Origin of the sequence: Parasedimentitalea marina (genome assembly GCF_004006175.1) — a bacterium.
Lineage (GTDB): Bacteria > Pseudomonadota > Alphaproteobacteria > Rhodobacterales > Rhodobacteraceae > Parasedimentitalea > Parasedimentitalea marina.
The window spans coordinates 1,766,616-1,791,122 of the sequence record NZ_CP033219.1 but is presented as its reverse complement, the minus strand read 5'-3'; the positions used below and the strand labels follow the sequence as shown (position 1 = coordinate 1,791,122).

At 51.8% G+C, this 24,507-nt stretch carries 23 protein-coding genes and 1 pseudogene; 14 read left to right on the top strand and 10 right to left on the bottom strand.

Annotated elements, in window-relative coordinates; genetic code table 11:
- Nucleotides 1-363 precede the first annotated feature (363 nt).
- The 3 genes from EBB79_RS08755 to EBB79_RS08745 are packed head-to-tail and all read left to right on the top strand — an operon-like array spanning nucleotide 364 to nucleotide 3,597.
- Nucleotides 364-2,040 (top strand): Hsp70 family protein, encoded by a 1,677-nt coding sequence (locus EBB79_RS08755; RefSeq protein ID WP_127748549.1) that lies wholly within the window; start codon nucleotides 364-366, stop codon nucleotides 2,038-2,040.
- Nucleotides 2,030-2,899 carry a hypothetical protein gene (locus tag EBB79_RS08750; RefSeq protein WP_127748548.1) on the top strand — a complete coding sequence of 290 codons (870 nt, stop codon included), beginning with the start codon at nucleotides 2,030-2,032 and terminating at the stop codon, nucleotides 2,897-2,899. The genes EBB79_RS08755 and EBB79_RS08750 overlap by 11 nt, the downstream gene beginning before the upstream one ends.
- Nucleotides 2,896-3,597: a hypothetical protein gene (locus EBB79_RS08745; RefSeq protein WP_127748547.1), complete on the top strand. Its 702-nt coding sequence runs from the start codon at nucleotides 2,896-2,898 to the stop codon at nucleotides 3,595-3,597. Before EBB79_RS08750 ends, EBB79_RS08745 begins: the two co-directional genes overlap by 4 nt.
- A 206-nt stretch (nucleotides 3,598-3,803) precedes the next feature.
- Here EBB79_RS08745 and EBB79_RS08740 read toward each other — a convergent pair.
- Nucleotides 3,804-3,958, bottom strand: a pseudogene (locus EBB79_RS08740) (IS30 family transposase); the annotation flags it as partial.
- 101 nt (nucleotides 3,959-4,059) lie between these two features.
- Between EBB79_RS08740 and EBB79_RS08735 the strand changes: the two are divergent.
- The 6 genes from EBB79_RS08735 (at nucleotide 4,060) to EBB79_RS08715 (ending at nucleotide 7,873) form a co-directional block, all read left to right on the top strand.
- A complete protein-coding gene (locus EBB79_RS08735; protein WP_127748546.1) occupies nucleotides 4,060-4,707 on the top strand; it encodes a LysE family translocator in 648 nt (215 codons plus the stop codon).
- 365 nt (nucleotides 4,708-5,072) lie between these two features.
- Nucleotides 5,073-5,615 carry an RNA polymerase sigma factor SigZ gene (sigZ, locus tag EBB79_RS08730; protein WP_127748545.1) on the top strand — a complete coding sequence of 181 codons (543 nt, stop codon included), beginning with the start codon at nucleotides 5,073-5,075 and terminating at the stop codon, nucleotides 5,613-5,615.
- Nucleotides 5,616-5,684: 69 nt separating this feature from the next.
- Complete coding sequence (locus EBB79_RS24740; protein ID WP_238705033.1) at nucleotides 5,685-6,128, top strand: glutathione S-transferase family protein; 444 nt, start codon at nucleotides 5,685-5,687, stop codon at nucleotides 6,126-6,128.
- Complete coding sequence (locus EBB79_RS24735) at nucleotides 6,083-6,394, top strand: glutathione S-transferase family protein (protein ID WP_238705032.1); 312 nt, start codon at nucleotides 6,083-6,085, stop codon at nucleotides 6,392-6,394. The genes EBB79_RS24740 and EBB79_RS24735 overlap by 46 nt, the downstream gene beginning before the upstream one ends.
- A gap of 517 nt (nucleotides 6,395-6,911) precedes the next feature.
- Entirely contained in the window at nucleotides 6,912-7,301 is a 390-nt protein-coding gene (locus tag EBB79_RS08720; RefSeq protein ID WP_127748544.1) for a hypothetical protein, read from the top strand.
- Nucleotides 7,302-7,357: 56 nt separating this feature from the next.
- The gene (locus EBB79_RS08715; protein ID WP_127748543.1) at nucleotides 7,358-7,873 is read left to right on the top strand and encodes a hypothetical protein; all 516 of its coding nucleotides are present in this window, start codon (nucleotides 7,358-7,360) and stop codon (nucleotides 7,871-7,873) included.
- A gap of 615 nt (nucleotides 7,874-8,488) precedes the next feature.
- Here the strand turns inward: EBB79_RS08715 and EBB79_RS08710 are convergent.
- On the bottom strand, nucleotides 8,489-9,580 hold the full coding sequence (locus EBB79_RS08710) for an aminomethyl transferase family protein (protein ID WP_127748542.1): 1,092 nt from the start codon (nucleotides 9,578-9,580) through the stop codon (nucleotides 8,489-8,491).
- 25 nt (nucleotides 9,581-9,605) lie between these two features.
- Nucleotides 9,606-11,135, bottom strand: a complete 1,530-nt coding sequence (locus EBB79_RS08705; protein ID WP_127750938.1) for a trimethylamine methyltransferase family protein — start codon at nucleotides 11,133-11,135, stop codon at nucleotides 9,606-9,608.
- Nucleotides 11,136-11,297: 162 nt separating this feature from the next.
- On the opposite strand from EBB79_RS08705, the gene EBB79_RS08700 reads away from it, so the two are divergent.
- The 3 genes from EBB79_RS08700 (at nucleotide 11,298) to EBB79_RS08690 (ending at nucleotide 13,077) form a co-directional block, all read left to right on the top strand.
- A complete protein-coding gene (locus tag EBB79_RS08700; RefSeq protein ID WP_164860769.1) occupies nucleotides 11,298-12,149 on the top strand; it encodes a LysR substrate-binding domain-containing protein in 852 nt (283 codons plus the stop codon).
- Nucleotides 12,150-12,356: 207 nt separating this feature from the next.
- Nucleotides 12,357-12,629, top strand: coding sequence for a hypothetical protein (locus EBB79_RS08695; protein ID WP_127748540.1), 273 nt, complete (start codon nucleotides 12,357-12,359; stop codon nucleotides 12,627-12,629).
- A gap of 106 nt (nucleotides 12,630-12,735) precedes the next feature.
- Nucleotides 12,736-13,077, top strand: coding sequence for a RidA family protein (locus EBB79_RS08690; RefSeq protein ID WP_127748539.1), 342 nt, complete (start codon nucleotides 12,736-12,738; stop codon nucleotides 13,075-13,077).
- A gap of 226 nt (nucleotides 13,078-13,303) precedes the next feature.
- Here the strand turns inward: EBB79_RS08690 and EBB79_RS08685 are convergent, their stop codons facing one another.
- The gene (locus EBB79_RS08685; RefSeq protein ID WP_127748538.1) at nucleotides 13,304-14,593 is read right to left on the bottom strand and encodes an MFS transporter; all 1,290 of its coding nucleotides are present in this window, start codon (nucleotides 14,591-14,593) and stop codon (nucleotides 13,304-13,306) included.
- Nucleotides 14,594-14,728: 135 nt separating this feature from the next.
- On the bottom strand, nucleotides 14,729-15,229 hold the full coding sequence (locus EBB79_RS08680) for a pentapeptide repeat-containing protein (RefSeq protein ID WP_127748537.1): 501 nt from the start codon (nucleotides 15,227-15,229) through the stop codon (nucleotides 14,729-14,731).
- A gap of 403 nt (nucleotides 15,230-15,632) precedes the next feature.
- Between EBB79_RS08680 and EBB79_RS08675 the strand changes: the two genes are divergently transcribed.
- Nucleotides 15,633-17,156 (top strand): DUF1254 domain-containing protein, encoded by a 1,524-nt coding sequence (locus EBB79_RS08675; protein WP_127748536.1) that lies wholly within the window; start codon nucleotides 15,633-15,635, stop codon nucleotides 17,154-17,156.
- A gap of 697 nt (nucleotides 17,157-17,853) precedes the next feature.
- Here the strand turns inward: EBB79_RS08675 and EBB79_RS08670 are convergent.
- On the bottom strand, nucleotides 17,854-18,921 hold the full coding sequence (locus EBB79_RS08670; protein WP_127748535.1) for an AraC family transcriptional regulator: 1,068 nt from the start codon (nucleotides 18,919-18,921) through the stop codon (nucleotides 17,854-17,856).
- A gap of 178 nt (nucleotides 18,922-19,099) precedes the next feature.
- Here EBB79_RS08670 and EBB79_RS08665 point away from each other — a divergent pair, with 178 nt between their 5' ends.
- Entirely contained in the window at nucleotides 19,100-19,558 is a 459-nt protein-coding gene (locus EBB79_RS08665; RefSeq protein WP_127748534.1) for a DUF4145 domain-containing protein, read from the top strand.
- A gap of 723 nt (nucleotides 19,559-20,281) precedes the next feature.
- Here EBB79_RS08665 and EBB79_RS08660 read toward each other — a convergent pair.
- The 4 genes from EBB79_RS08660 to EBB79_RS08645 all read right to left on the bottom strand — a co-directional run bounded on the left by EBB79_RS08660 (nucleotide 20,282) and on the right by EBB79_RS08645 (nucleotide 24,152).
- Nucleotides 20,282-21,109, bottom strand: a complete 828-nt coding sequence (locus tag EBB79_RS08660) for a class I SAM-dependent methyltransferase (RefSeq protein ID WP_127748533.1) — start codon at nucleotides 21,107-21,109, stop codon at nucleotides 20,282-20,284.
- Nucleotides 21,106-21,879 (bottom strand): ABC transporter ATP-binding protein, encoded by a 774-nt coding sequence (locus EBB79_RS08655; protein ID WP_127748532.1) that lies wholly within the window; start codon nucleotides 21,877-21,879, stop codon nucleotides 21,106-21,108. The genes EBB79_RS08660 and EBB79_RS08655 overlap by 4 nt, the downstream gene beginning before the upstream one ends.
- On the bottom strand, nucleotides 21,876-22,937 hold the full coding sequence (locus EBB79_RS08650) for a FecCD family ABC transporter permease (protein ID WP_127748531.1): 1,062 nt from the start codon (nucleotides 22,935-22,937) through the stop codon (nucleotides 21,876-21,878). The genes EBB79_RS08655 and EBB79_RS08650 overlap by 4 nt, the downstream gene beginning before the upstream one ends.
- 63 nt (nucleotides 22,938-23,000) lie before the next feature.
- Nucleotides 23,001-24,152 carry an ABC transporter substrate-binding protein gene (locus EBB79_RS08645; RefSeq protein WP_127748530.1) on the bottom strand — a complete coding sequence of 384 codons (1,152 nt, stop codon included), beginning with the start codon at nucleotides 24,150-24,152 and terminating at the stop codon, nucleotides 23,001-23,003.
- Between the last annotated feature and the right edge of the window lie 355 nt (nucleotides 24,153-24,507).

Genomic DNA, 24,507 nt, shown 5'->3' with positions numbered 1-24,507 from the left:
ACCGAAAGCAGTCATGCAAAGGGCCAATCATATCGCCTTTTAAACTACTGGTTTGTAACAGGAGGCATCACTTGGTGAGAAACTCTGCGAAAGACTTTTCAATACCCTGAACATCTGTCCGCGGAGAAATTATTGAAAATGATTTCCAGGAAATCATGCTGTGATGAAGCGGATAGATTACACATTCTGATCTGTTGCGATGCTCGTTCCTCGAGTCACATGGCTTGCAGGGCAACACCTTCCCGTTGATTTTGCTTGAGAAAGCTCAACTGTGTTATTTCCATTGCCATCCAGATTCTTTTGTTTCAGAGATTCCGATGCAATCTCTGCACTGTCGCAGATTCCGCTGAATGGTAAAAAAGAATGTATTTTGGAATTGATTTAGGAACGACCAACTCTCTGATCAGTGTTTTTGAAAATGGTCAGGCACGTCTTATTTCAAAGACGCCCATGGTTCCATCTGTAGTTGCTTTCTTAGATGGAGCGCTCGTCGTTGGAAGCGCTGCTAAAGAAAGGCTGTCAACCCATCCCAAGAACACAGTTGCAGCTTTCAAGCGCGCCATGGGTACCGAAAAAAAGTTCAAACTCGGTCGCCACAACCATTCGGCAGTGGACTTGTCTGCGATGGTTTTGTCGCATCTGAAGAACCTAGCCTGCGCCGAAACCGGTGTCGACGTACACGACGTAGTAATTTCAGTCCCGGCTTACTTCAATCAGCTTCAACGTGATGCGGTCCGGGCGGCAGCTTTGTCGGCGGATTTGAAGCCGTTGCGTTTGATCAACGAGCCCACCGCCGCTGCCATCGCCTATGGCCTGCAAGACATTGACGAGCAAGGGCACATTCTGGTTTTTGACCTGGGTGGTGGAACGTTTGATGTTTCTATCATTGAAGTTTTTGAAGGCGTTTTGGAGGTCAAGGCAACCAGCGGGGATGCCTTTTTGGGTGGTGAGGACTTTACCAAAGTTCTTTTTGAGCATCTGGCTCTTAAACATGGCATTTCAATTGATGATGTTGTTGTCAGATCCCGGCTTTGGGATGTGGCAGAGAAACTAAAGCTGCATTTGTCGACTTCGCATTGCGCGGAGTGCAACTTTGTTCGGGGTGACCAAACAGAATGCCTTTCAATTTCGCGCGACACCTTTGCTGAAATCGCAGCAGGTCTTGTCAGGCGGCTTCGTCTGCCAGTGGAGCGAGCCATGTACGACGCAAAACTGACGAGTCACCAAATTGACAAGGTTGTCCTTGTTGGGGGTGCAACGCGAATGCCATTGGTGCGGGCGCAAGTTTCGCGCATGACTGGAAAACTGCCCGAAGTCGGAATTGATCCCGATCACGTGGTCGCTTTAGGGGCTGCATTCCAGGCCGCTTTGACGGAAAATGATTCAGCTCTTGACGATGTTGTGATGACCGATGTATCGGCATTTTCCCTTGGTTTCTCGATTAGTCGCCAATTCGGAAACAGGGTAGAACACGGATTCTTTGAACCGGTGATTGAACGCAACACCGTTATCCCGGCATCCCGCGAGCACATTTTTCAGACCATGGAGCTCGGCCAAACTGAAGTGGATCTCGATCTTTACCAAGGTGAGTCACCCCGTGTTCTAGACAATATCAAATTAGGTTCGATGAAAGTGAAAGTCCCACGAAATCTCAAGGAACATGAAGAAATTGCGGTGCGTCTTAGTTACGACGTGTCAGGGCTGCTGGAAGTCGACACAACGGTTCTTTCAACACAAAAAAACCAATCCGTATCGATTACCAATCTTACGGGAGGATTGAGCGAGCGACAAATCGCATCCCGCAAAAAGGCTCTGAAGGCCCTGAAAGTGCATCCCAAGGACAATGAAGGTAACCTTGCTCTCTCAGCCCGGATCGAGCGTTGTTATGCCATGGCTCTGGCCGAGGATCGTAGTCACCTTCAAGATCTCCTTTTGGCATTCCAAGTTGCTCTTAATCGGCAAGACCCGAACGAGATTCAGGCTCTTCGCTACGAAATTACCGAGCAACTCGATCAGTTCGAAGCAAATTATGTCCGATAAAACGGATTGGCCGTTTAATGCGCTGGGTTTGGAAGGCAAAGACCCGGACAAAAAAGAGGTCCGCAAGGCCTATGCAAAGGCGTTGAAAGCGATCGATCAGAGGGCGGACCCTCAGGGGTTTCAGACCCTTCGGCAAACCTATGAAACGGCGCTTGCCTTGATCGATGCGCCAAAATTCGACGACTGGACGAAAGAGGATACTCCTGCAGATTCTGGTTCTCTCTGGCCAATTGACGAAAGTGCCCTTGTTGACGATGTAATTACTGACGCGGAGGGCCTCGCGCAAGAATCTTTGTCCCCCGCTGCCATCACACTGATCGAACAGGTATCAACTTTCACCCCTCCCGAACCTGACGTCGAACGCTTGCTGTCAATCCTGGAGGACCCATTGATGACCGATCCGGTCGTCGCGCAAGCCGTCGAAAACGAGATGTATAGCTTTTTGTTCAGCATCATAGACGATGAAAACGAGGACTACCCTAGTTTTGCCTTGCGAGGGATGAGCGGGAGTGCGCGGAACCCGTCGGTTTCCAACCGCCTCCCTGAGTTTGTTGATCGGTTGGACGAAACATTTGGGTGGATGTCCGATCAGGTGCGTATGCAAAACCGGTTTTACGGATATGACCGTTTCTTTTTTGCGGCGAGCTATCTTGGATCCCGTCGTATGTCTCAGGCGCCACAGGCGTCATCGTCTTCCGGAATCAACTGGGGCGTGGTTTGGCCAATTATTTTTTTCGGAGCTCTATTTTTGATGAATGTTGTGCCCGAAGCTTTCGAGCCAAAAAGCCAAGTCTCGAGGCACCGGTTCAAACCCCTTTCGAAACCGACAAATCCTTTCTTTTCCCCCCTGGTGCGATGAATCCATCCCTCGAAACCATCCAATTCTTGAATGACCTGGCCAAAGAACACGTTTTTTCCGACAAAGCGGTAACGTCCACAAACCAGTTAGTTGCGAGAAATTGGGCCAATCGCGCAATTCAGGGCGACACTTCGTGGATGGAATATGACGCCTATTCCAATATAGATGAATTGAAATATATGACCGGGGTAATGCTATCGGCGATGTTTCAAATGAATCAGCGGCTTGGCTACCGGGATTCCAGTGATTACAGCCTATCGTGGGACGAGGCAAAAAGTCATGCTGTCTGGCGTGTGGTTGGCAATGGAACCCAAGAACGGCGATTATGGAGCGCAGGTGGCGGCTACATGATCGCAACGGCTCATGAAACTGACGACACCAGTTTTCACGTTGTTTTTCCGCAAGAGTTTGTTGACGCTATTCTAGCCATTCTTGGATCTGACCTTCGCTCACTCGAAGGGGCGTTTGGCCTCACGCCATACGCGCTGGATCAAAACCCGCAGATAAAGTTCTATTTTTTTGACAGCGTGAAATTCACACTGGTGATCGGACAACAAGTTGACATCGAATTACATTTCCTCAGCAAGACGGGCGTCGGAGACAATCGTTGGCCCGTTAGGGCGACGATCTTGCCCAAGGAAAGCTGCCGAATACTGACTATCACAGCCGACAAGATTGACGACGTGGAGCTATGCTAGAACAGGTCCATCCAAATTCACAGTTAGATACGCCTCGAGGTAGATAACTGAAAAACAAGTGCCGTTCAGCAGCCAGAACAAAAGCATTCTCGTGACTGCTTCAAGTTGCAGCTTTGGAACGCTTCACTGCAGCCTGGCGTTCTAGCGTTGGATGTCCGGTTTGGTCCGTTCGTGAAACTTTGCAAAGCCCGCTCCCTGCTGTGGTTTCAACGGGTCGCTGCAACACGGGCCCCAAATTTTCTGCTGGTGTCATGTATTGCAATGTCTTTCTTGGCCGCTCGTTGAGTTGGCGGGCGGTTGCGCTGAGGTCGGCTTGACTGAAGCCTGATATATCAATGCCTTTGAGGTAGTATTGTCTGAGACATCACTCGAATGAATGCAAAACGCGAAGGGAAAGACTGCTGCCTGTAGTGCTACCCGGAATTTCTGGACCCCGATAATTCTATTTGATACGTTTTGGGAATGGACGCAGCCAATCTTCTGAGCATACTTTTCCCGATCGCTGTTATCCAGTTTGTAGGTTGGGCCGTACCGGGTCCAAACCATCTAACAATTATTACGGCTTCAGTTACCGCTGGTCGCCCCGCAGGTCTTAAAGCCGCAATCGGGATCGCAGCTGGTGCCTTTACTTGGACCTTGATTGCCATTTCTGGGATTGCCGTTCTGTTTGAGTTGGTCCCGTCGCTTTATATCGCATTGCGATTGTTTGGGGCGGGATATCTCATCTATCTGGGGGTTAACGCTTTTCGTGCAGTGCGGCAGGGCGGCATTTTCAGTTTGGACGCATCCGCCAAATCACCCGCTACATATGCGCCGTTTCGAACCGCATATTTTGTCTTGATAACAAATCCCAAAGCAGTTCTGTTTTTTGGATCAATCTTGACCGCTTTCATCCCGCCAGATAGCTCCGCTTTGCTGATGATCATTATCGCGGTTCAAGTCGGACTACTTGGAATTCTATTGAACGTGTTTGCGGCGATCTTTTTTTCTTCGGCAGTTTTCATGCGCTCGTTTCAGGCAGCGGGCATTTGGATGTCGATTTTGTTCGGCGTTTTGTTTGGCGCTTTAGGGATGCTTGTCGCTTGGGACGTCATTAGAGAATATTTATAATACCTGAGTGTTGGGCGGCATTGTGTTTCTGCTTCGTCTCGCAGTGCGGTCCTTCGGGTTAACTGCAGGGAACTTCCGCTTCCCGCCCTTAGTGACGGATGCTGCACTGCACACCAAGATCGCGAACGGGTTAGACACTGGTCCTTCGCTGCAGTCAGCTTCAATGGCAGCAATGCGCAGAAAGCAACCTTTGCAAAGTCTTGGCTGCATCCCGATAGCAGACATTCGCCCGGTGCGCAGCGAGCAACTGGTAGGAGCCCGATCCGACTAATTATCTCGTTGCGGCCAATGTCTGCTATCATAGGAATGAGCTATGAATTAATTGGTTTCTCACAGCAGTGTATATCGATGGAAAAGAGAGCCGCATGGACGTTGAAAAAATCTGGTTTGAATACCGTGCGCGTATCAAGGCGTTTTTGCATTCAAGGGTTTCAAATGTTGCCGATGTCGAGGATTTGCTTCAGGAAATATCCATCAAAACATTTGTGGGGATTTCTGCTTTGGATGACCCGTCGAAGGTGCAGTCTTGGCTGTTTCAAACAGCCCACAGAACGATCATTGACTTCTATAGGAAGAATGGCAGCGCCAAGGACATGCATGCTGATGATCTTTGGTATTCCGAAGATGAGCCGGAAACACGCCATGAACTAGAACGATGTGTTGAACCCTTTATCGCCGCGCTTCCGAGTGAAACAGCCCAACTGTTGACTGCAATAGACATCGAAGGACAATCCCAAAAGGACTACGCAGCGGCGCATGGATTGCCATATTCCACACTAAAAACACGTGTCAAAAATGGTAGGAGAGCTTTGCGTTCTGTCTTTGATAACTGCTGCAGGTTCACATTAGATTCTCGCGGTAACCTTTCTGAATATCATTCTAAATCAGATAGTTGTGAAAATTGTTGAATTTTCTTCCGTCTTTTTACTTTGGCATCCGTCTTACAGGTTGAACCAACTAAAACGAAGGAAAGACCAGTGATCAAAATTATAAGTTTCAAAATTTGCCCATTTGTTCAGCGCGTAACTGCACTGCTTGAGGCAAAACACCTCCCCTACGAAATCGAGTACATCAACTTGAGCGACAAGCCTCAATGGTTTATGGATATTTCACCTACTGGTCAGGTGCCGATGCTTGTTACTGAAGGTGGTACAGCGCTTTTTGAATCCGATGCTATCGTCGAATATATAGATGAAGTTACCGCGCCTCTCGTGGATGTCTCTACACCGGAACAGCGGGCGATTGATCGCGCGTGGAGCTATCAAGCCACCAAGCACTACCTTGTTCAGTGTTCCACCATGCAAAGCGCAAACCAAGAAACACTCACTGAACGCAGTGAAAAGCTGAACAAAGCCTTTGACAAGGCAGAAAAAAATTGGCTGACGGGCCGTTCTTCAATGGTGAAATCCTGGGCAACGTAGACATTGCTTGGTTACCCTTGTTACATCGTGCGCTTCTCGTTGAGAAACATTCGGGATATGACTTTCTCGCCAATTATCCGAAAGTGAAAGCATGGCAGGAAACAATAGCTAAGACTGGCATTGCAGAAAAATCTGTCCCTGCCGACTTTGATGAAGCATTTTCCAACTTTTATCTTGCAGAGAGAACCTTCCTTGGGCGCGGCGCTAACTTCGATGAAGTTCCGATTGCCACCGCAACGGCCACAGGTGGAGGCTGTTGCGGTTGACCAAACGTGACCCTATCCAGCCTTTCGGTTGGATAGGGTCACGTCCTAAAACTCAATCCGAAAATTATTGAGCTCACCAAAAATAGACATTCGCGCAAGCTCATCCAAAAGTAGCGTTGTCCGGCCCAGCGGACCTTTAGTCAACCGAATTTGAATGACTGTTTTTGCCGCTGGGCAAGTTTGAGACCATGACCGCTTAGGGCTGGAACCGGCTATTAGACGCGACCACCAACAACGGCAGCTCTGCGCAGGTAGCAAACTTTGCATATTCTGACATGCGCTCCAATGCCGACGATAAAACGGTTCGCGGCATAAAGTAATTTATTGAGCCATCTGCAAGGTTTCAAAAATACCGACAATGACAGCTATTGTGTAACCTTGCACCGTAATAACGGACCGTGCACCGCGAGAACGTCCCGAGAGGGAAATGTTCGCATGATCTCCATTTGACTAATTCTTCTCGCGCTGCCACCCAATTTCCTTGGCTGATTGAGCCAATAGTATGGCAAGGATTGGCATGCGAAGAACCAAAATCAGGACTTTCCTCGCGCTGCTTTTGGCTGTGGCTGCGTTAACATCCACGGCCCACGCCATGGATATCACTTTGCGGCCAGATCTCTCTGCGCGTCTCACAGCGTTGAAGTGGGTCTACCCCATGCCAAACGATGTATTTGAAGACCAGCCAAGACTACCTTTCCCACAATGGGGCGGCTACAAGTGCAATGTTGTTTACTTAACGGGCTCAATCGTTCCGGGTGACTTCATTAAAATCACGAAATGGTTCGACCGGAACGCAAAACATTCGTTGGATTTTGTTCTGAACAGCCCGGCCGGGATTTTCGTCGAGGCCCTCAAAATTGGCAGCATGCTCAAGGTGGATCCCACTGCCAGTGACCCTCCTGACTGAAACTTTCTGGTCCTCAAGGAGAACAAAGCCTTTCTACCTGCGCGTTGATCCTTGCGATGGGCCGCGGCAACATCGAACGAGGTGCAACGGTTGGATTTCACATGGGAATGCTGCCAGATGCACCATCTGAGCAGTCTGCCAAAATTCGCGACGTAATGGATCTGACGTATGACACTGTGCTGGAATGCACCAAGCTGATCGAAGACGGTACGCAATCTCCGATGCTGTTGCGCGAAGCCCTAAAACATAGAACCCGCAATAGCTTCTATTTTCTGCTCGGTGGCATTTGCAGTTGGGCCTTGGGTTTTCCCCCGGTTGGCCAAGGCCTATCCACACGGGCGATCTCACAAATCGGCTTGGATAAGGGGGCAGTCGAGCGGATATGCCAATCGTTAAGCTTTGCCCAATACGATCGATTGACGGTAGGCAGCCAAAGAGGGATCGATTTTGCCGGTGATTTCACGCCGGTACTTCCAGAAGCCGCTGTGTTCGTCCGTGATATTTTCGATGGCCTGGCCACAGACACGATCGCGGTCTATCTCTCGGGTACATTTTGCAGTTTGTCGCGGTAAAGTACGGGGCTAATCAGCATTTCAATCAGTGATGAATATCTCCCGGAGACGGATGTGATTGCAGTCGAGTGTGACAGAAGTCAGAGAATTAAAGGGTGGTGTGCCACCGGTGCGAACCAAAACGCGCCAGTCACGGTGCCTCTACTTGCGGATGCTTTGGGATGCAGCGAGGGTCACCTCCTGAAAGGAATGCCATTTGATCCAGAGCAGCAAATGCCGTCGTGGTTGGAGCCACCACAAGATCGTGTTGGTGTTGCCAAACGAGATGTCAACCTTCGCGCGCTCCCTAGTCTGGGTACAGACCCCATCGACACCCTTTTACAGAATACTGATGTCCTTATAGGAGACTGTGCCTTGACCGATGACAGCCAAGGGGGGTTGGTTCAAAGTCCGGTCTGATCGAAGACTAGGCTGGGTGAGCGCGCGATTTATACTAGAGCGTTCTATACTCCCGGTTCCGGTGACCAACTAGAGTGCTAGATCGTCTGGCGCCTCGCTTCGGCACTGAGGACCAGGTCTCGCAGATGCCCCTGGAGGGAGCGAAACAAAAGACAGCTTTGTCCGCTCAGCGACTTGCGTTGCCCCTCGCCCTGCATAATGCAGGCCCCATGGTGTTTAACCGTGGGTCTTAATTTTTTTTGGATCGTAGATCGGGCTGGCAACAACCGTTGCTTTTGTATCGATACCGTCACCTTTGACTGTTATTACAGACCCGACAGGTACACTTGGGGCAATATGTGCAAGCGCCAGAGATTTGTTTAAGCGATGCGAGAAACAGGGGCTGTTTACAACACCTATTTCATTGCCATCCATCCCTAGAATTTCTCCGCCAGCCACCATATCGGAATGGTCAATGTCCAAACAAACATTGCTGGTTACCTCTTTCCCCTTGGCAGCCAATGCCGCAGTTTTGCCTCGGAAATCGCCTTTGTTCTTGCTGATCGTAAAGCCAAGTCCAACCTCCCAAGGAGTGTTGTCCTCGGTCATGTCGTAGCCATAGAACAGCAATCCCGCCTCGATCCGCACTTTATCCAGTGCGGTGAAAGAGCAAGGCACCACGCCCTCGCCTACGAGCTTATCCCAAATATCCCCGATCACAGCAGCGTCTGCGAAAATTTCATATCCTCTTTCACCAGAATAACCCGTGCGAGAGAGGCGGCAAGAGTGACCGAACAATGTAGCTGGGGCATGATGAAAATAGCTGAGAGACGTTAGGTCAATATCACAATGTGCATTCAGGATATCGCAGGATTTCGGCCCCTGAACCGACAGATCGTGTAGATCATCCGTGAAGACGATCTTAACATTGCGGCCTTCTGCAGAAGCTTCAAGCAGCGCCATTGTGTCGCCGGAGCCGTGAACGAACATCCATTCGTCATTGCCGTTGTTGTAAACGATAGCATCATCAGCCACGCCACCACTTTCTGTTAGAACGCAGAGATAAGCGGCAGACCCCGGCTCGATCTTGGATGTGTCCCGCGTTGTCAGGTGGTCCAATGTTGCCGCTGCATCAGGGCCGGAAACGAAGACTTTCTTGAGTGGCGACATGTCGAACATGCCCGCACCTTCACGTACCGCGTCATGTTCGTCATTTGGATTGGTGTCATAAGTCCATGCTGTGCCCATCCCGTTCCAATCTTCTAACCCAGAGCCAAGGGCTGTATGCCTTGAGGCGAGTGCAGATGTGCGGCTAAGTTCTTCAGTCATTTGATTTCTCCAGGATATTTCATGTTCAGTACCATTCGTCGGGCATGGACGCTTTGCGCCTCGCAACAAATTCATTGAGGGCCGCAAGGACATTTTCATCCATTGGCGGCGCCTTGTAATTCGTCAGCATCTGTTTCCATCGTGCAGTTGCACGCTGATCAGAGGTTGGGCTTCCGTTCTCGCTCCAAGTCTCAAATGAGCCTGCCTCGGGGATATCTGATTGGAAATTGGCTGTGATAAAGTGGCGTAGCGTATGCTGCGTGGACAGGAAGTTCTGACCCGGCCCTGTCTCGAGATAGGCATCACGGCCAAAGGCTTCTTCATCGACGCCAAAGCCTTGCAACATCGTCAACATCACACCGCAATGATCTACATCCATGATGAATTTTTCATATGACATGACCAAGCCGCCTTCCAGCCATCCAGCGGAGTGCCAGACTTGGTGCGCGCCCGACAACAGAGTTGCCCACATCGCTCCTGTGCTGTCTTGCATGGCTTGACCGTCTGGCGCGTTTGAGGCGCTGATCTGCCCGCCACCCGAGCGGACAGGGACGCCAAGGCGATGCCCAAGTTGAGAAATTGCCATGCTGGCAAGGTTGGCTTCGGGTGATCCGAAAGTCAGCGCCCCTGATTTCAGGTTCATGGTAGAATGGAAGCTGCCAAACACGACAGGACAGCCAGTCCGCACCAACTGGACCAAAGCTATGCCCACCATGGCTTCGGCCAAGGTTTGAGCCACTACAGCAGCGGGTGATAGTGGCCCCATAGCCCCTGCGAAGATGGCGGGCGAGACGCAAACACATTGATTTTCCGCCGCATAGATCCGCAAGGAGCCTGACATTGTGTCGTCATAGATCAGGGGTGAGTTCGCATTGATATTGCCCTGCATCACCACATTTTTTTCCATGAACTCTGCCCCAAACACGAGGCGTGCCATGTCGATGCTGTCTTGTGACCGCTCTGGAGAAGTTACGCTGCCCATAAAGGGTTTGGCGGACAGGGTTAAATGCGCCAACACCATATCCAGATGCCGTTTGTTCACGGGGACATCCGTTGGTTCGCACACTGTTCCGCCAGAATGGTGCAACCAAGGCGTGCTGTAGGTCAGCTTCACAAAGTTCTGAAAATCTTCCAGAGTTGCGTATCTGCGCCCTTTCTCCAAGTCGCTGACGAAGGGTGAACCGTATCCGGGCATCAACACAACATTGTCGCCGCCGAGTGTCACAGTGTTGGCAGGGTTACGTGCATGGAGCTTGAATTCAGACGGCGCAGTCGAGCAGAGCTTTCGCGCCAAACCCGGCTCGAACGTTACCCGCTCACCATCGACATTCGCACCAGCGGCGGCAAACAAATCAAGAGCAACTTGATCTCCCCGAAACTCCACACCAATGTTCTGCAAAATCCAATCCGCCTGATCTTCAATGGCGACCAGTGCAGCTTCATCCAGCAATGTGTAAGGCCGAACCTTCCGCGTGCGGGGTGCTACGGTGGTTGAAACTGCCGCTTGACGAGAAGCGCGTCCGCGCCGAGCAGCCTTTCGCAACTCAGGTTGCACAAATACGTCCAAATTCTCCAACGTAGTTTCTCCAAATCATCTAATTTTTGTAGTTATGCGCTGATATTGAAGGCTGCAAAATCGAATTTATCTATACATGGCGTTCAAAAAATTTATACGTAGATCATGGCCATACGGTACAGACATCACGACACGCTACGATTGTTCGTAGAAGTTGCTCAGCACCTCAGCTTTTCAGATGCAGCGGAAGTACTGCATCTGACGAAGGGTGCAATTAGCTACCAAATCAAAACACTAGAAGATGATCTGGGCTTCAAGGTCTTCGTGAGAAGCACGCGCGGCGTCATACTAACCAACGAAGGGCATCAACTACTCAAGGCAACGCGGTCGCATTTTCTGAGCATTGAAACAAAGCTGGAAGAACTCAAAGAACCTCGCACACAATCTCTTACCGTGGGTATGTCGAGTTATTTCGCATCTCGTTGGTTGTCGCCACGACTGATGAATTTCATGCAGTTACACCCAGAAATCCAGCTGCGCATTCAACCCATGACGCAGCTATTCGATCTGGACCGTCAAGGCGTTGATATCGCGATCCGCTGGGGCAATGGCGACTGGAATGACGTTGAGGTTCTCCCGTTTCAGACGATGCCTGCTTGGCCAGTTGGCAACCCTGACATTGCCCAAAAGGTGAAGAGTATCGGACTGGAACGCGCTTTTTCCGAACTTACATTGTTGCGCGATCATGACGACAGTACGGCATGGTCTGACTGGCTCACGGCCGCAGGGCTACCGCACCAGACCCGCAAAGATACTCTTATCATTCCAGACCCGAATGTCAGGGTGCAGGCCGTCATTGATGGCCAAGGCATTGCACTGAATGATCACTTAATCTCACAAGAAATAGACGATGGAAAACTTGTGCGCTTGTCAGACGTTGAGCTATCTTCATATGGATATTTCTTGGCTCGGCCTACATCCGGCTGCAACGCGAAAAGTGTCGCGGCGTTTGTACAATGGTTACAAGAAGTACAACCCGACAGAGGCTGTTAGTAATAATTTTAGTGCTAACAAACTGAAGCGGCCATTGGCGCAGCCGCAGCGAAAGCCGACTTCGTCCCGCTCAGCAGATGTTCTAGCTGACTGCAGAGAACGTCTGCTTCCCGCCCTCTGTGACGGATGCTGCACTACATACCAAGGTCGCGAAAGTGCAGTTTGTCGACCTTGCGGGGATGAGACCACCTAACCCCGGAGGCCCGAATGACGAGACGACTTTTCAAAGTTGGCGATACAGTTGACTACCGCCACGGCGGAAAACTGGAAGTAGTTTTAGTGGACCGTGGTGCCGACAATGACCTCCCCTATCAGTACTGCCTTCCCGGCGGTGACACAAAAAAACGCTTGGTTCTCGCAGACGGATTTGCGGGAAGCGGCACAATCCACTTAACCCCCGTTAGCGGCAGCTATGGAGGGCATTGCGGTTTTTCATCGTTATTTGTTGTTCTGGAGCTATCGGTCTTAACCGGACCTTAAACACGCGTGTGGCGAAGACACGGCTAGGTTCGCTTCGACAGTTGAAGTGTTTAGCTTTAGGCGGCATAGAGTGCGTCGTGTAATTTGACTGATCAAGGGGTGTGGCATGATTGAACGTATCGAAACCGGGGCCAGGTCCTCGAAAATTGTAAAGCACAATGGGGTCGCCTATATCACCGGGCAGGTTGGTGAAGGCAAGACCATCCAAGCGCAGACCGAGGAATGCCTTAGGCGCCTCGAGGTATTACTGGTCCAGGCCGGATCGTCGCGCGAAAAGATGTTGCGGGCCACTATATGGCTGGCGGATATGAGTGACTTTGCCGGGCTTAATGAGGTCTGGAATGCTTGGGTGCCTGACGGTTATGCACCTGCGCGGGCCTGTGGCGAGGCAAAACTTGCCCGTCCGGAACTCAAGGTCGAGATTATCGTGGATGCTGCCTACGACTGAACTGTGGCCATAACTCTATAGTTCTGAGATACAATGGTACTTACACCAATCACCTGCCATCGATGCAATTCGTTGAGCAGGTGAGCCATTAAGATTCACCCTCGATTTCGAAGCCTCCACTTGAACCTGAAGGCAAAAACGGCCCACACCGATCATACATGGTGTCCGCAGCGAAGGTCTCAAATGAGCCCAGATTGCCCGATGCTGCGCGGTGCACGCATGTCAGCTATCGGCTTTCTACGGCCAGTTGTTTGACCAAAACCAAGGACAGTATAGCAGCAATGAAAAGAAACACCGCACCAACAATCCATGCGATAGGTGTGGAGTAAATCTCGGCGACGGTTCCGGCGAGCACCAAACCCAATGCGGCCCCCAACTGTTGTATCAGCGATCTCAAAGACAGCATGGTCGACCGCTGACGGTCTTCTACGCAACGATGCAGAATGCTGCTGGCAGGTGTCTCGCTGACACCAAGGAACACAGCGTACAGTATAAAGACGGTCACAAAGCCGAGGATATTGCCCTGTAATGCCAATGCGATTTGAGCGCCTGCTAGGCAAGCAAAAGTCGCCGCAAGCGTCATTGCGTGCTGCCGCTTGAAGATCTGGCTGACGTACGGAGACAGCGATGCGCCGAAAGCAATGGAAAAGAAGTAGGTAGCGGTCAGTGCGCCAATGACGGTATTTGCGTAGCCCTCGTCCAACATTGGCTTAGCAAAGGTTGGCCAGGTCACCTCGACCGGGTTGGTTGCCATCAAGAAAAATGCAAGCGCTGCCAATAGGGTTGATAGTGCGGGATGTTTCAGGGCAAGAAGGCCCGCGTCTTTGATCACCTTTGGCACGCTTGCAAACCCCTGTCTGAGTGCACCGGGGTTCTTGGGGCGTGGTTTTTCGACAATGGTCAGCAACGTGAAAGCAAACACGCCCAGCATCACACCAAAGCTTGCTGCATAGGATACATCATAGATGCTGAAACCGATGCTTTCTGCAACCGAACCCAAAATATCAGGTAGAAGCCCCCCCAAGACCGCGCCAGAGGCCAAACCTACGGCATTGGCCCATTGCGCTTTGGCCAGCGCGGGTTGAACGTCCACATTCGGCGCGGCTGCCTTGAACGTTTCGACAAACCACGCATCAAGCGTTCCTGACCTAAGCGCACGTCCAAAACCGATGAACGCAAAAGAAAGTGCGAGAACATAGAAATCGCTGGTTGAGAGAAAGAGCGCGAGTGAAATCAAACTGGCGACGACTGCTGTCAGAAAGACCGGCTTGCGTCCGATACTGTCTGCCAAGCCGCCGAAAGGCAGCTCCATCGCCATGGTCGTGAGCGAGTAAACCCCGAACAGAAGCGATATTTGAAAGAGGTCGAGCCCTCGGTCGGTTAACGCCAGAGCAACAACGGCAACCGTCAGACCCATCGCAAAACGATCAAGAAACTGGTGCATCTGAAACACCCGAATGTGCCGTCGTGCAGAACCTGTTAGCGCTGCGAAGGAAAATTCAGTTTCTGTTGCCATGTCTGCAACATCGACGTTTCTGCCACCCCGTACAATACCTTTGCTGAGCCGAAATCTATCCCGCTTGCATCAAGGCGGACGTTAGAACAACAGCAGCGAGAGCCCGTTTGTCCGCAACTTGGTGGTCCGGAGGTTCTAGCAATTGCCGTCACGTACGACACCAGTCATGTCTGCGGTATCTAGATTGGTATATTGCATTTCAGCACCGGTCAGATTGGCATTGGTCAGGTCAGTTTCGGCAAAATTGGAGGCAAAAATTGTGATGCCTTCTAGACAGGCTCCGGTAAAGATTGCGCCAGTCATATTTGAGCTGTTGATCGTCGCTCCGGTCAAATTGGCCTGGGCGAAATTTGCGCCAGTGAAATTCGACGCATCCAGCGTCGCGCCAGACAAATTGGCACCGCTGAAATCAGCGCCCGTCGCGTTTGATCGAGCGATAATGGCCCCACTCAGGTTTTGACCAGCAAAATTGGCGCCTGTTACATTTTCTTCGGTGATGTTTGCGCCGCCGACATTAATCAAATTCGCAACTTCACCGGAATACTCCAGAGATTTTCCAAGGTCGTTGGAAATGGTAAGTCCACTCTGCCCACCCAGAAATGCTGAAACAACATAAATACCTGCCAGTAGATTCATAAAATCCTCCAAATATCGTGTCTCGAGTCAAAGTCTATCCGATCTCGGGCAAACTGCTAGAAAGAAAACATCACTCAAAACTCATCGGTGGGCACATATCAGGCAGCGTCATGGGACAAGCCGCGACGGGTGGTGACAAAGTTGGAATGGAATCCCGGTGAGTTGTTCCCGCGCGTCCGCTTCACTGCGCACGTATGTCGTAGAAGGGCTGGAACCTACCATTAGACCCGTCATGGCGAATGACAGGTTTGGGCTCCTTGGAGCATACGACAACCTGCACAGGACCTGACAAGCAAACGGGAGAGAGACAACACCAGGTTTTCAACTAACGTAGAAAGGCACCTTATTTTACTATACCATCTCAGTAGCCATCTATTATTGAATGCTGGAAAGGGATTTTCGTATGAGATTTGGAATATTTTTTGGCTGGGTGATTTCGGCCTCGCTGACCGCCGTCGGTGTTGCAGCCGAAGAACCGACTCCGGGCTTCAACAACAAAATTCCCGAGAACATCATGACCCCTAACGAGGTGGAAACCCGGCTGGGGACTATGAGATTCAACGATGGAATGCCGACTGAGGAAACTTCACGGCTGGTCTATGACAACCTTGATTTCATGCGCGGTGTTGAAACTTTTTTGAACGGCATCCCTGCGGCATCAGTCGAGGCGATCCGCCTTGGGAACGTCGAGATGGGCGTGACGCAGGCGCATCAGGCGATCATCATGGATAACTTCATGGACGCCAACCCGCTGTTCCTCACTGGAAACACCGGAACAGTCTATGTCAGTTCCTTCCTTGATCTGAAGCGCGACGGGCCAACCGTGATGGAAATCCCTTCGGGTATGGGGCCTGGCACGGTAAATGATGCTTATTTCCGTTTCGTTGTCGACATGGGCGGACCGGGGCCGGACAAGGGAAAGGGTGGCAAGTATTTGATCTTGCCGCCGGGCTATGACGGGGATGTGCCGGAAGGCTATTTCGTTTCTACCTCGCCCAGCTATGCCAACTGGGTAATCCTGCGCGGGCTGATCAAGGACGGCAAGCCGGATGCCGCCAACAAGATGTTCACTGATGGCCTGAAAATCTATCCGTTGTCACAGGCCGACAATCCGCCGGAAATGGAGTTCATCAGCGGCTCCACGAAGGTTTTCAACACCATCCACGCCAATACATATGAGTTCTACGAAGAGCTTCACACGGTGATCGACCGCGAACCGGTGGACTTTCTCGATCCGGAACTGCGCGGGTTATTCGCGTCCATCGGCATCATAAAAGGCAAACCTTTTGCACCGGACGCACGGATGGAGGCCATTCTGCAGGACGCCATCAAGGTCGGCAACGCCACCGCCCGCGCGATAACTTTCGACACCCGCGATCCGAATGCTTATCTTTATGAGGGTAGCCAGTGGAAGACCGCATTCATCGGGCGGGATTATCGCTGGTTGCTGGATGATGGCATGGGCGGGCGCAATCTGGATGCTCGCACGTTGTTCTTTTATCAGGCAACGGTGAACACCCCGGCGATGGCGCTGCAAATCCCCGGCGTCGGGTCGAACTATGCCTATGCCGAGCGTGACGGCAATGGTGACTTCCTGGATGGGGGCAATAATTATAAGATGACCATCCCAGCGGATGCGCCGGTCAAGAATTTCTGGTCGATTGTGATCTACGATCCGCAAACCCGGTCCGAGCTTCAGACAGATCAACTTTACCCCAGCAAGAACAGCGCACGTGGCGGGTTTGACACCAACGCCGACGGGTCTGTCGATCTGTATTTCGGGCCAGAAGCCCCGGCAGGCAAGGAGGCAAACTGGACCCAGACTGTACCCGGCAAGGGTTGGTTCACTCTACTGCGCGTCTATGGCCCACTGGAGCCATGGTTCGAAAAAACCTGGAAACCAGGTGAATTTGAACTCGTGAAATAGTCAGGCAACTGTTCCGGGTCCGGACTTACAAACTCTGCAATACTGGTATGATTGCCGTAGTTGACGACCTGACCCGGAGTTTCCCAGAACGCTGCTAAGCCAACTTCATTGACTGATGTTTCGGTAGATTGGCTTAGCCAAAATCTCTGATGAAAAGACATTGGATAACTCGACCGTGGCTTTGGCCACTGTCTTGTCTGTAAGCTTAGCAGACTTTGGTGCGAAATGCAGTGCATGACCGCGTCACACTCTTCGTGTCGGACGCGGCCCCGCACCCAGGTCTTAAAAGGGCTGCGAGCTGCCGTTAGACGGGTTTGTCACGAACGGCAGGTCAGGGCCGCTCCCGACAGTCAGGTTAAAGGGCATAGGGAAGAGAGAGGTGGTCCGATTGCAGCACCATGCACATTTAGGCACAAATGGCGGATTCGCTTTCAGTGCCAGAACGAACAAACGATCTAGTCATCTTGCTTGGGCAAGATCGGCCTTCGGGCAGAGCTTTAGCAGATCACAAAAGGTTCCCGTTTCGGGAAAAGTGGACGGCGGCATCGTCGGCATTGTTTGAGCCGGGATCTGGGTCGCGTTGGCAAAAATTATGAGCACAGTGAGAATTAGGGCGCGCATCGAGCATCTCCGTTTTGTGGAATTGATGCCCATAGTTTGTTACGCCAAACGCATCCTCGCGCGTCGATTGTGGAAATCAGTGCAGGTTTGCAGCAATTGGCGCTAATTTTTCAGAATCGGCGGAAGCACCGGTCTGTGTGATACGTCGGTATTCAGTCGGGCTGTACCCGATTTCAGCGCGGAATGCTCGGTTGAACGGCCCCACTGAAGCAAAACCGACATCATATGCTATTTCTAACACTGTTGCATTCATCTGGGTGGGGGCCGTCAAGGCGGCACAGGCCGCTTCGATCCTAGCCCGGTTGATGAAGCTCGAGAAGTTTCGAAAGCCCAGCCCTTGGTTTATCGCGCGCCGCAAACGGTGCTCCGGTACGGCGAGTTTTCCTGCAAGCGCGCCGATGGTCAGCCCTTCCTCTCGCCAGATGCCTGCGGTCATGGCTGACTTGATACTTGCGATCAGGGCGGGGTCTGCAAATTCATCGTGGATCGGCAAACGGCTGTCGATGTCTGGGGTTGTTTCACCCGGCCAGAGGTTCGCATCGGGGCGCAACAGCCACACTGCAAATGCGAGGGAAACCACAAGTGTGCCGGTAGCTTGCAAGAGAGCAAGTATTATACCGTCCTCCTGTAGCAAACCTGTTGCCTGACCTGCAGTCAAAAACAACGCAAGGCCGGCAATAGCTGCAGCGAATCCAGGTCGGGCACGGCAGCGGCACTCTACTAAATCGTCACGGCTGGACCAGAGCGAGAGAATGACAAGCGCTCCATAAAGGACCACGGACATTGGTAGGCAAACGGAGAAAAGGCTTGGGAAGGCCTCATGGGTATAAAGCGCGATAGAGGTGACCAACGATGCTATCAGCCACGGCCAACGCTGACCGGGAGCATCGAGAAATATGGTTACGATCAGCCAGGTAGTCGCTGCAGGTGTGAAGCTGGCGAGTAGCGTGAAATTTGAAAGCAAAGCTGGGTGCAGGTCGAGAGGCAGAGCCGCCGTAATAACCAGGAAAGCGGATTCGGACAGGGCCAACGCCGAAACCGATAAGCGCCCTTCCAAGTTGATGGGCGCGCGCCAGAGCAATAAGGCCAGCAACATCAATATTGTAACAGCACCGCCACGCAGCGCAAGGTCGAGGTAGATCATAATCGGCCCATTCTTTTTCGCAAGTATTGGATTGGGGCCAATGTAGTGACTCGGCCCTCGTTCCGCGCGTCGATTTATGAAAATGATACGCCGATTCTGAAAATAGCTCCAATATTGAAGGATTGGGCTGGTAAATGGCGCCCAGTTACCCGCCGAAGCCCGGTTACTGCAATAATAGATGTCCAACAACAATGGGCCACCCGCCAACACCGATTTGCCGGCCGATATTCGCCGGGATTATAACGAAGCACTATCGATAATCGACCTGTCACCAAGGGGAGCTGCGGCACTGACGCGTCTGGCCATTCAGAAGCTCTGTAAGGAACTCGGGCAACCGGGGAAAAATATCAACAATGATATTGGGGCATTGGTAGCCGCTGGACTGAACACAAAAATTCAAAAATCTCTGGATGTCGTAAGAGTGATCGGCAACAATATAGTTCATCCCGGGAAAATGGATATCGATGACGACCGAGATACTGAAGTGATACTACTTAAGCTAGTGAACGTAATTGCCGACAAGAGGATTTCCGAACCGAAGGAAATTGACGAGATATACGCAGGTCTCCCGCCGGGCGCACTGGAAGCCATTGGGAGACGGGACAATAAGAAAAAGAGCGGCGATGACAGCGACTAAGGTGGCTAATGTTGTTGGACACTTATTATTGCAGTAACCGGAAGAGCCTGGAGGATGCCGGAAGAACCCGGACAGCTTCTTAAAAACAAGGGCATTTTAGGCAATGGACCGTGGCCTGGACAGCTTGGGCGCGTGTCTTTCAAATAGGCTTCAAACGCCATTTGGCCAATATTGGGACACCAAACTTTGCAAATTCCACCAGCCCCCCCAGAGCGCCATATTAATAAGGCTGGCGCCTATTGCTGATGCCTAAGACACTCGTAATTCCAGAGAATTTTGATCCAAGGAACTAGAAAGTCGCCTTTTTTGTTCGGTGCCAACTTTCTAGATAGAGATTTTTTGTTTAAAGTCATGCTGATAGGGAAGCTTTGTGCGCCATTTCTAACGCTGGAACTAGAAAGCGATTTTAGGGGGAACCGTAACATTATACGGCCATTCGCTGCGGTCAGCGCCAACGACAGCTATGCGCAGAAAGCGGGCCTTGCAAAGTCAGGGCGTCAAATGCATCGGATCGAAAGGACTAGTCCAAACCTTTCTTACGTACGGGAAACGTCTGCTGCGATGCGGACCGTCAAACCGATCTTTCGCTGGTGGCGGCCGGTCATGTCCCTGGTAAATGCCCTCGCTGACGTCCCTAGTGACCCAAACTTAATATTACTGAGAACAAAACTTCGGCCGACCGCTCAATCCTGTCAAAATGGGACGAACGATCGGTCAATAATATTAAGACTGCTTGTTGCCGATTAATGCGAACCGATTGGCTGACGTTTGGCGCAGCCTTGTTGGCAACGGCCAACCTCGCATACCCGCCCGATAGAGACCTTTCACACTGATGTTTCTACAGCCAATAAAACCGGCTTTTTCCAAGTCCGCTGTCAAGTTCTTGGAAACAAGCCCGTCGCGAAAAGGTAAGCGACTAAGGATGTGCTGGTGACGGTGCATTTCTTCAGGGGACCGCGGCTCTGGGTCCTCAAGCAAGCTGGCAACCCACCACTTGCACCGCTGGACCAAACCTCGGTTTTTGGAAAAATTTCCGTCGATAATCAATATCTTTCCGCCCGGTTTCAGAACCCGCTCCCATTCAGAAAATGCAGCATTGCGGTCCGTCAGTGTCCAGACCAAATGCCGGGTAATTGCAAAATCAAAGCTGTTGTCGGGGACGCCGACAAGGTGCTCGGCGTCACATGTCAGCGCCTGCCAGTTTTGGTTCTCAAGCTTGGCGCGTGATTTGGCGTGCATAGCGTCGGAGAAATCAAGACCCGTCACGGCGGCACCGAAATCACACAACACCCGGCTGACTTCCCCTGTGCCGCATGCGATGTCCAACACCGACGCGCCTTGCAAGTCTTGATGAGCGGCCAAGCCAAAAGCACGGCGCAACATTTTGTGCCACTCAGGCACGCCGTATGTTGCTTCAATGTGGTGGGATGCACTTTCGTCAAACCGCTCGGCGCGATCTGACCAATATGCGCGAATTTCTTCCTTTAGGTCAAAATTGGCAACGTGAGTTTGTGCATCTGTATTTCGGGCATTTGAGACCTGCTGTGTCATGCGCTGAGCCTGGCATCGACATACAGGGCACCCCGTTTTGTACGCTCCAGATCAGTCACGACATTGTAGGTTTCGCCGATCTCTGGCCGCGCCAGGATATCCTGAGGCACACCGTCGGCCAAGATTTTTCCGTCTCGCAGCAGGATTAGTCGGTTGCAGAATTTTGCGGCCAAATTCAGATCATGAAGCGCTGCAATAACCACCGGTTTTCGACGCCCAGCTTCATTCTTCACCGAGGTCATGATCGACAATTGGTGATGTAGATCCAACGCACTTGTGGGTTCATCCAACAAGACTACTTCTGGCGCGCGCACCAAGGTTTGCGCCACCGCCACCATCTGTGCCTGTCCACCGCTGAGATCGGCGATGCCTCGCTCTGACAAGTGGCCCAACTCAAGCGCGGCCAGAGTGTCAGACACCCGGTCCAAATTATCACTTTGCACCCGCCAGCCTCCGGTTTGCTTGAGCGCCAAAAGCACCGTTTCAAACACCGTCAGCAGAGCATTACAGCCAAACGCTTGCGGCATGTATGCAATACGGTGCGCCCGGTCTCGGCGACGCAAATGAGTGATGTCATCACCTGCAAGAGAGATGCTGCCGCACATGGGGGCAATAAGCCCGGCAATAGTTTTGAACAGTGTCGATTTCCCCGAGGCATTGGGCCCGATTAGCCCAACAAAATCGCCACTTTCGATCTGCGGAACATTGACGTCTTGCAAAACTTTGCGACGCCCATACCCGGCCGCCAGATGTTCAATATGTAAGGTCATGTCAGTTTCTCCCGCCGTGTACTCAGAATGATCGACACAAATACCGGCACGCCAATCAGCGATGTGATGATGCCGATTGGATAGATGATGCCGGGTGTAATTGATTTCGAAATCAGCGATGTGAGTGAGAGCACCAGTGCACCCACAAGCGCGGAAAGGGGGATGAAAAACCGCTGGTCCTCTCCCACCAACAAACGTGCAATATGTGGGCCTACCAGCCCTACAAATCCAACGGTGCCAACAAAAGACACAGCGGTGGCCGCCAGCAGTGAGACACAGATCAACATTTCAATCCGCAGGCGCCCAACATCCACACCCATGCTTTCGGCCGTTGTTTCGCCCATACGCAGGGCCGTCATTGGCCATGTGCGCAACAAGCTAAACGGGATGGTGACGCCCAATAGGATTGAACCCAGTGCAATTTTTTCCCAACTTGCCCGGCTCAACGAGCCCATCATCCAGAACACGATGCGCGAGATTTGATCTTCGGAGGCCATGTATTGCATCAAAGCCAACAGCGCCGAGAAGGTGAAGAAAATCGCGATCCCAAACAGGATCATCGTCTCGGATCCCACCCCCTTGAGGCGCGTGGCAAACAGGATGAACCCACAGGTGGCCAGCGCAAACACAAAGGCGTTTACAGAAACTAGCAAACCACCAATTGCGGGGATCACGCTGAACCCCAGAACAATCGCGAGTGAGGCGCCAAAGCTGGCCGCCGCTGACACACCCAACGTGAATGGCTCCGCCAGAGGATTGTTTAGAATGGTCTGCATCTGGGCACCGGCAACTGCCAGCAAGGCACCAACGAGAACCGCTGTTACTGCCACCGGCAGGCGGTAGTCCCAAATGATGACTTTCAGACGCACGCCGTGTGACAGCGGGTCCATAAAGACGTCAACCACAGTCGACAACGGGTAGTGGCCCGGACCAGTGCTAACATCAAGCAGGAAGCTGGCAAACAGTAACCCGGTGACGATGGCAATCATTGCATAGCGCCGCCGGACTTGCGCACTATAGGTTTGCCGCATCCCGGCGGCGTTCACGTTAGCTGACATAGATATGTGTCCTTGAAAGTGCGAAAGGCCCCGCCGCGGGGCGAGGCCTTAAGAAAGTCTGGCTTACTTGGCGTCCAAGCTGCCCCAAAACACACCTGAATAGCTAATCGGCAGGAACTTGTCGTGAAGTTCGACCATTGTGGCTTCTGGATCAACATCTTCAAACAGCTCTGGGTGCAGCCACTTAGCAAAGGATTGCATGGCTACGAAGTGATATGGGCTGTTGTAAAACTGGTGATAGATTGAATGGAACCGACTGTTTTTCACCGCCTGTAATTCCCCCCAGCCTTCGCGAGATGCCAACGCACTGAGACGTTCTTGTACCGCCGCTTCATCAGCTTCGTAGCCAAACAGCACAGCTGCTGTGGCGGGGTTGGCTTCGGCCCAGTTAGCACCAGTGCCGATGATGACTTCTGGGTCATCCGCAAACAGTGCTTCAAGGCTCACTTTAGCTGAGAAGCCAGGTGTTTTGAACGAGCCCCAGTTACGGCCACCAGCGAGATCAACAAGGCGCCCCATGTTGGCAGCACCAAATGTGTTACAGCATTTGTCCGGATTGTATCCGGCTGCGCGTTCGATGAACACAATAGGGCGTTCTTCGATTGGAATGCTGTTTACGCGAGAGTAGATCAGCTTCATTTGCGACTGATAATAGTCAGAGAAGGCATCGGCCTCTTCACGCTTGTCGAAAATGCGGCCCAGCAGCTGCACACTTGGAATGGTGTTCTGGGTTGGGTCTTGGCGGAAATCGACAAAGACTGTTGCCACGCCTGCTTCTTCAAGCTTTTCAATGATGCCGCTTTCCTGCGCTTTGAGCAGGTTGCCGAGGTTCATCAGCACAACTTCAGTGCCCAGAGAGATCACGGACTCGAGGTTCCATTCATCCGCATACGGGCTGCCGAAGGAAGGAATATCTGTTGCCTGTGGAAACGCGGCCCGATATTTGCGATAGGCGTCAGGGTCATATTTGACCATGTCATCTTTCCAGCCAACGATGCGCTGAAAAGGGTTGTCTTGGTCTAAAAGCCCGATCGAGTAGATCATGCGACCTTCGCCAATGACGACTTTGGACGGGTTTTTCTCGACTTCGACGGTGCGCCCGGCGATGTCTGTGACGGTAATTGTCTCTGCGGGTGCGATCGTGGCTGACGCGAATGAAATCGCGGTGGCGGCGGTGGCGGAGCAAAGACCCCGTGCCAGTGAACTGACTTTCATGGGTCTCTCCAGAATTTGAGTGTGCCGAAAAGATGTCGGCAGGATGCACTAAACATTTCCGACAGAAATAGTCAATTTAATAGGTGGCGCAATATGTTTGGACAATCCTGAGGGCGTGGCAGTCTGATGTCAGCTGGGTTTCATCCCACTTGATCTAGCCAACCCACCCTTTTCTGCATGAGCGAACCAGTTGATCTAGTGGTAGGTAACAAGTCTGCTTTGGGCTGGAACCGGCCATTAGACGCGATCACCACCAACGGCAGTTATGCGCAGTTATTGACCTCTGCAAAGTCTGACCCCAAGACGCGCTGAAATGGCGCGAACGGCCATGAGTCGACATTCGTGGACGGCGCAG

Bases quoted from the DNA above. Each gene is read 5' to 3' on its own strand.
- EBB79_RS08755 (WP_127748549.1), top strand. From the start codon at position 364: ATGTATTTTGGAATTGATTTAGGAACGACCAACTCTCTGATCAGTGTT.
- EBB79_RS08750 (WP_127748548.1), top strand. From the start codon at position 2,030: ATGTCCGATAAAACGGATTGGCCGTTTAATGCGCTGGGTTTGGAAGGC.
- EBB79_RS08745 (WP_127748547.1), top strand. From the start codon at position 2,896: ATGAATCCATCCCTCGAAACCATCCAATTCTTGAATGACCTGGCCAAA.
- EBB79_RS08735 (WP_127748546.1), top strand. From the start codon at position 4,060: ATGGACGCAGCCAATCTTCTGAGCATACTTTTCCCGATCGCTGTTATC.
- sigZ (WP_127748545.1), top strand. From the start codon at position 5,073: ATGGACGTTGAAAAAATCTGGTTTGAATACCGTGCGCGTATCAAGGCG.
- EBB79_RS08720 (WP_127748544.1), top strand. From the start codon at position 6,912: ATGCGAAGAACCAAAATCAGGACTTTCCTCGCGCTGCTTTTGGCTGTG.
- EBB79_RS08715 (WP_127748543.1), top strand. From the start codon at position 7,358: ATGGGCCGCGGCAACATCGAACGAGGTGCAACGGTTGGATTTCACATG.
- EBB79_RS08710 (WP_127748542.1), bottom strand. From the start codon at position 9,580: ATGACTGAAGAACTTAGCCGCACATCTGCACTCGCCTCAAGGCATACA.
- EBB79_RS08695 (WP_127748540.1), top strand. From the start codon at position 12,357: ATGACGAGACGACTTTTCAAAGTTGGCGATACAGTTGACTACCGCCAC.
- EBB79_RS08690 (WP_127748539.1), top strand. From the start codon at position 12,736: ATGATTGAACGTATCGAAACCGGGGCCAGGTCCTCGAAAATTGTAAAG.
- EBB79_RS08685 (WP_127748538.1), bottom strand. From the start codon at position 14,593: ATGGCAACAGAAACTGAATTTTCCTTCGCAGCGCTAACAGGTTCTGCA.
- EBB79_RS08680 (WP_127748537.1), bottom strand. From the start codon at position 15,229: ATGAATCTACTGGCAGGTATTTATGTTGTTTCAGCATTTCTGGGTGGG.
- EBB79_RS08675 (WP_127748536.1), top strand. From the start codon at position 15,633: ATGAGATTTGGAATATTTTTTGGCTGGGTGATTTCGGCCTCGCTGACC.
- EBB79_RS08670 (WP_127748535.1), bottom strand. From the start codon at position 18,921: ATGATCTACCTCGACCTTGCGCTGCGTGGCGGTGCTGTTACAATATTG.
- EBB79_RS08665 (WP_127748534.1), top strand. From the start codon at position 19,100: ATGTCCAACAACAATGGGCCACCCGCCAACACCGATTTGCCGGCCGAT.
- EBB79_RS08660 (WP_127748533.1), bottom strand. From the start codon at position 21,109: ATGACACAGCAGGTCTCAAATGCCCGAAATACAGATGCACAAACTCAC.
- EBB79_RS08655 (WP_127748532.1), bottom strand. From the start codon at position 21,879: ATGACCTTACATATTGAACATCTGGCGGCCGGGTATGGGCGTCGCAAA.
- EBB79_RS08650 (WP_127748531.1), bottom strand. From the start codon at position 22,937: ATGTCAGCTAACGTGAACGCCGCCGGGATGCGGCAAACCTATAGTGCG.
- EBB79_RS08645 (WP_127748530.1), bottom strand. From the start codon at position 24,152: ATGAAAGTCAGTTCACTGGCACGGGGTCTTTGCTCCGCCACCGCCGCC.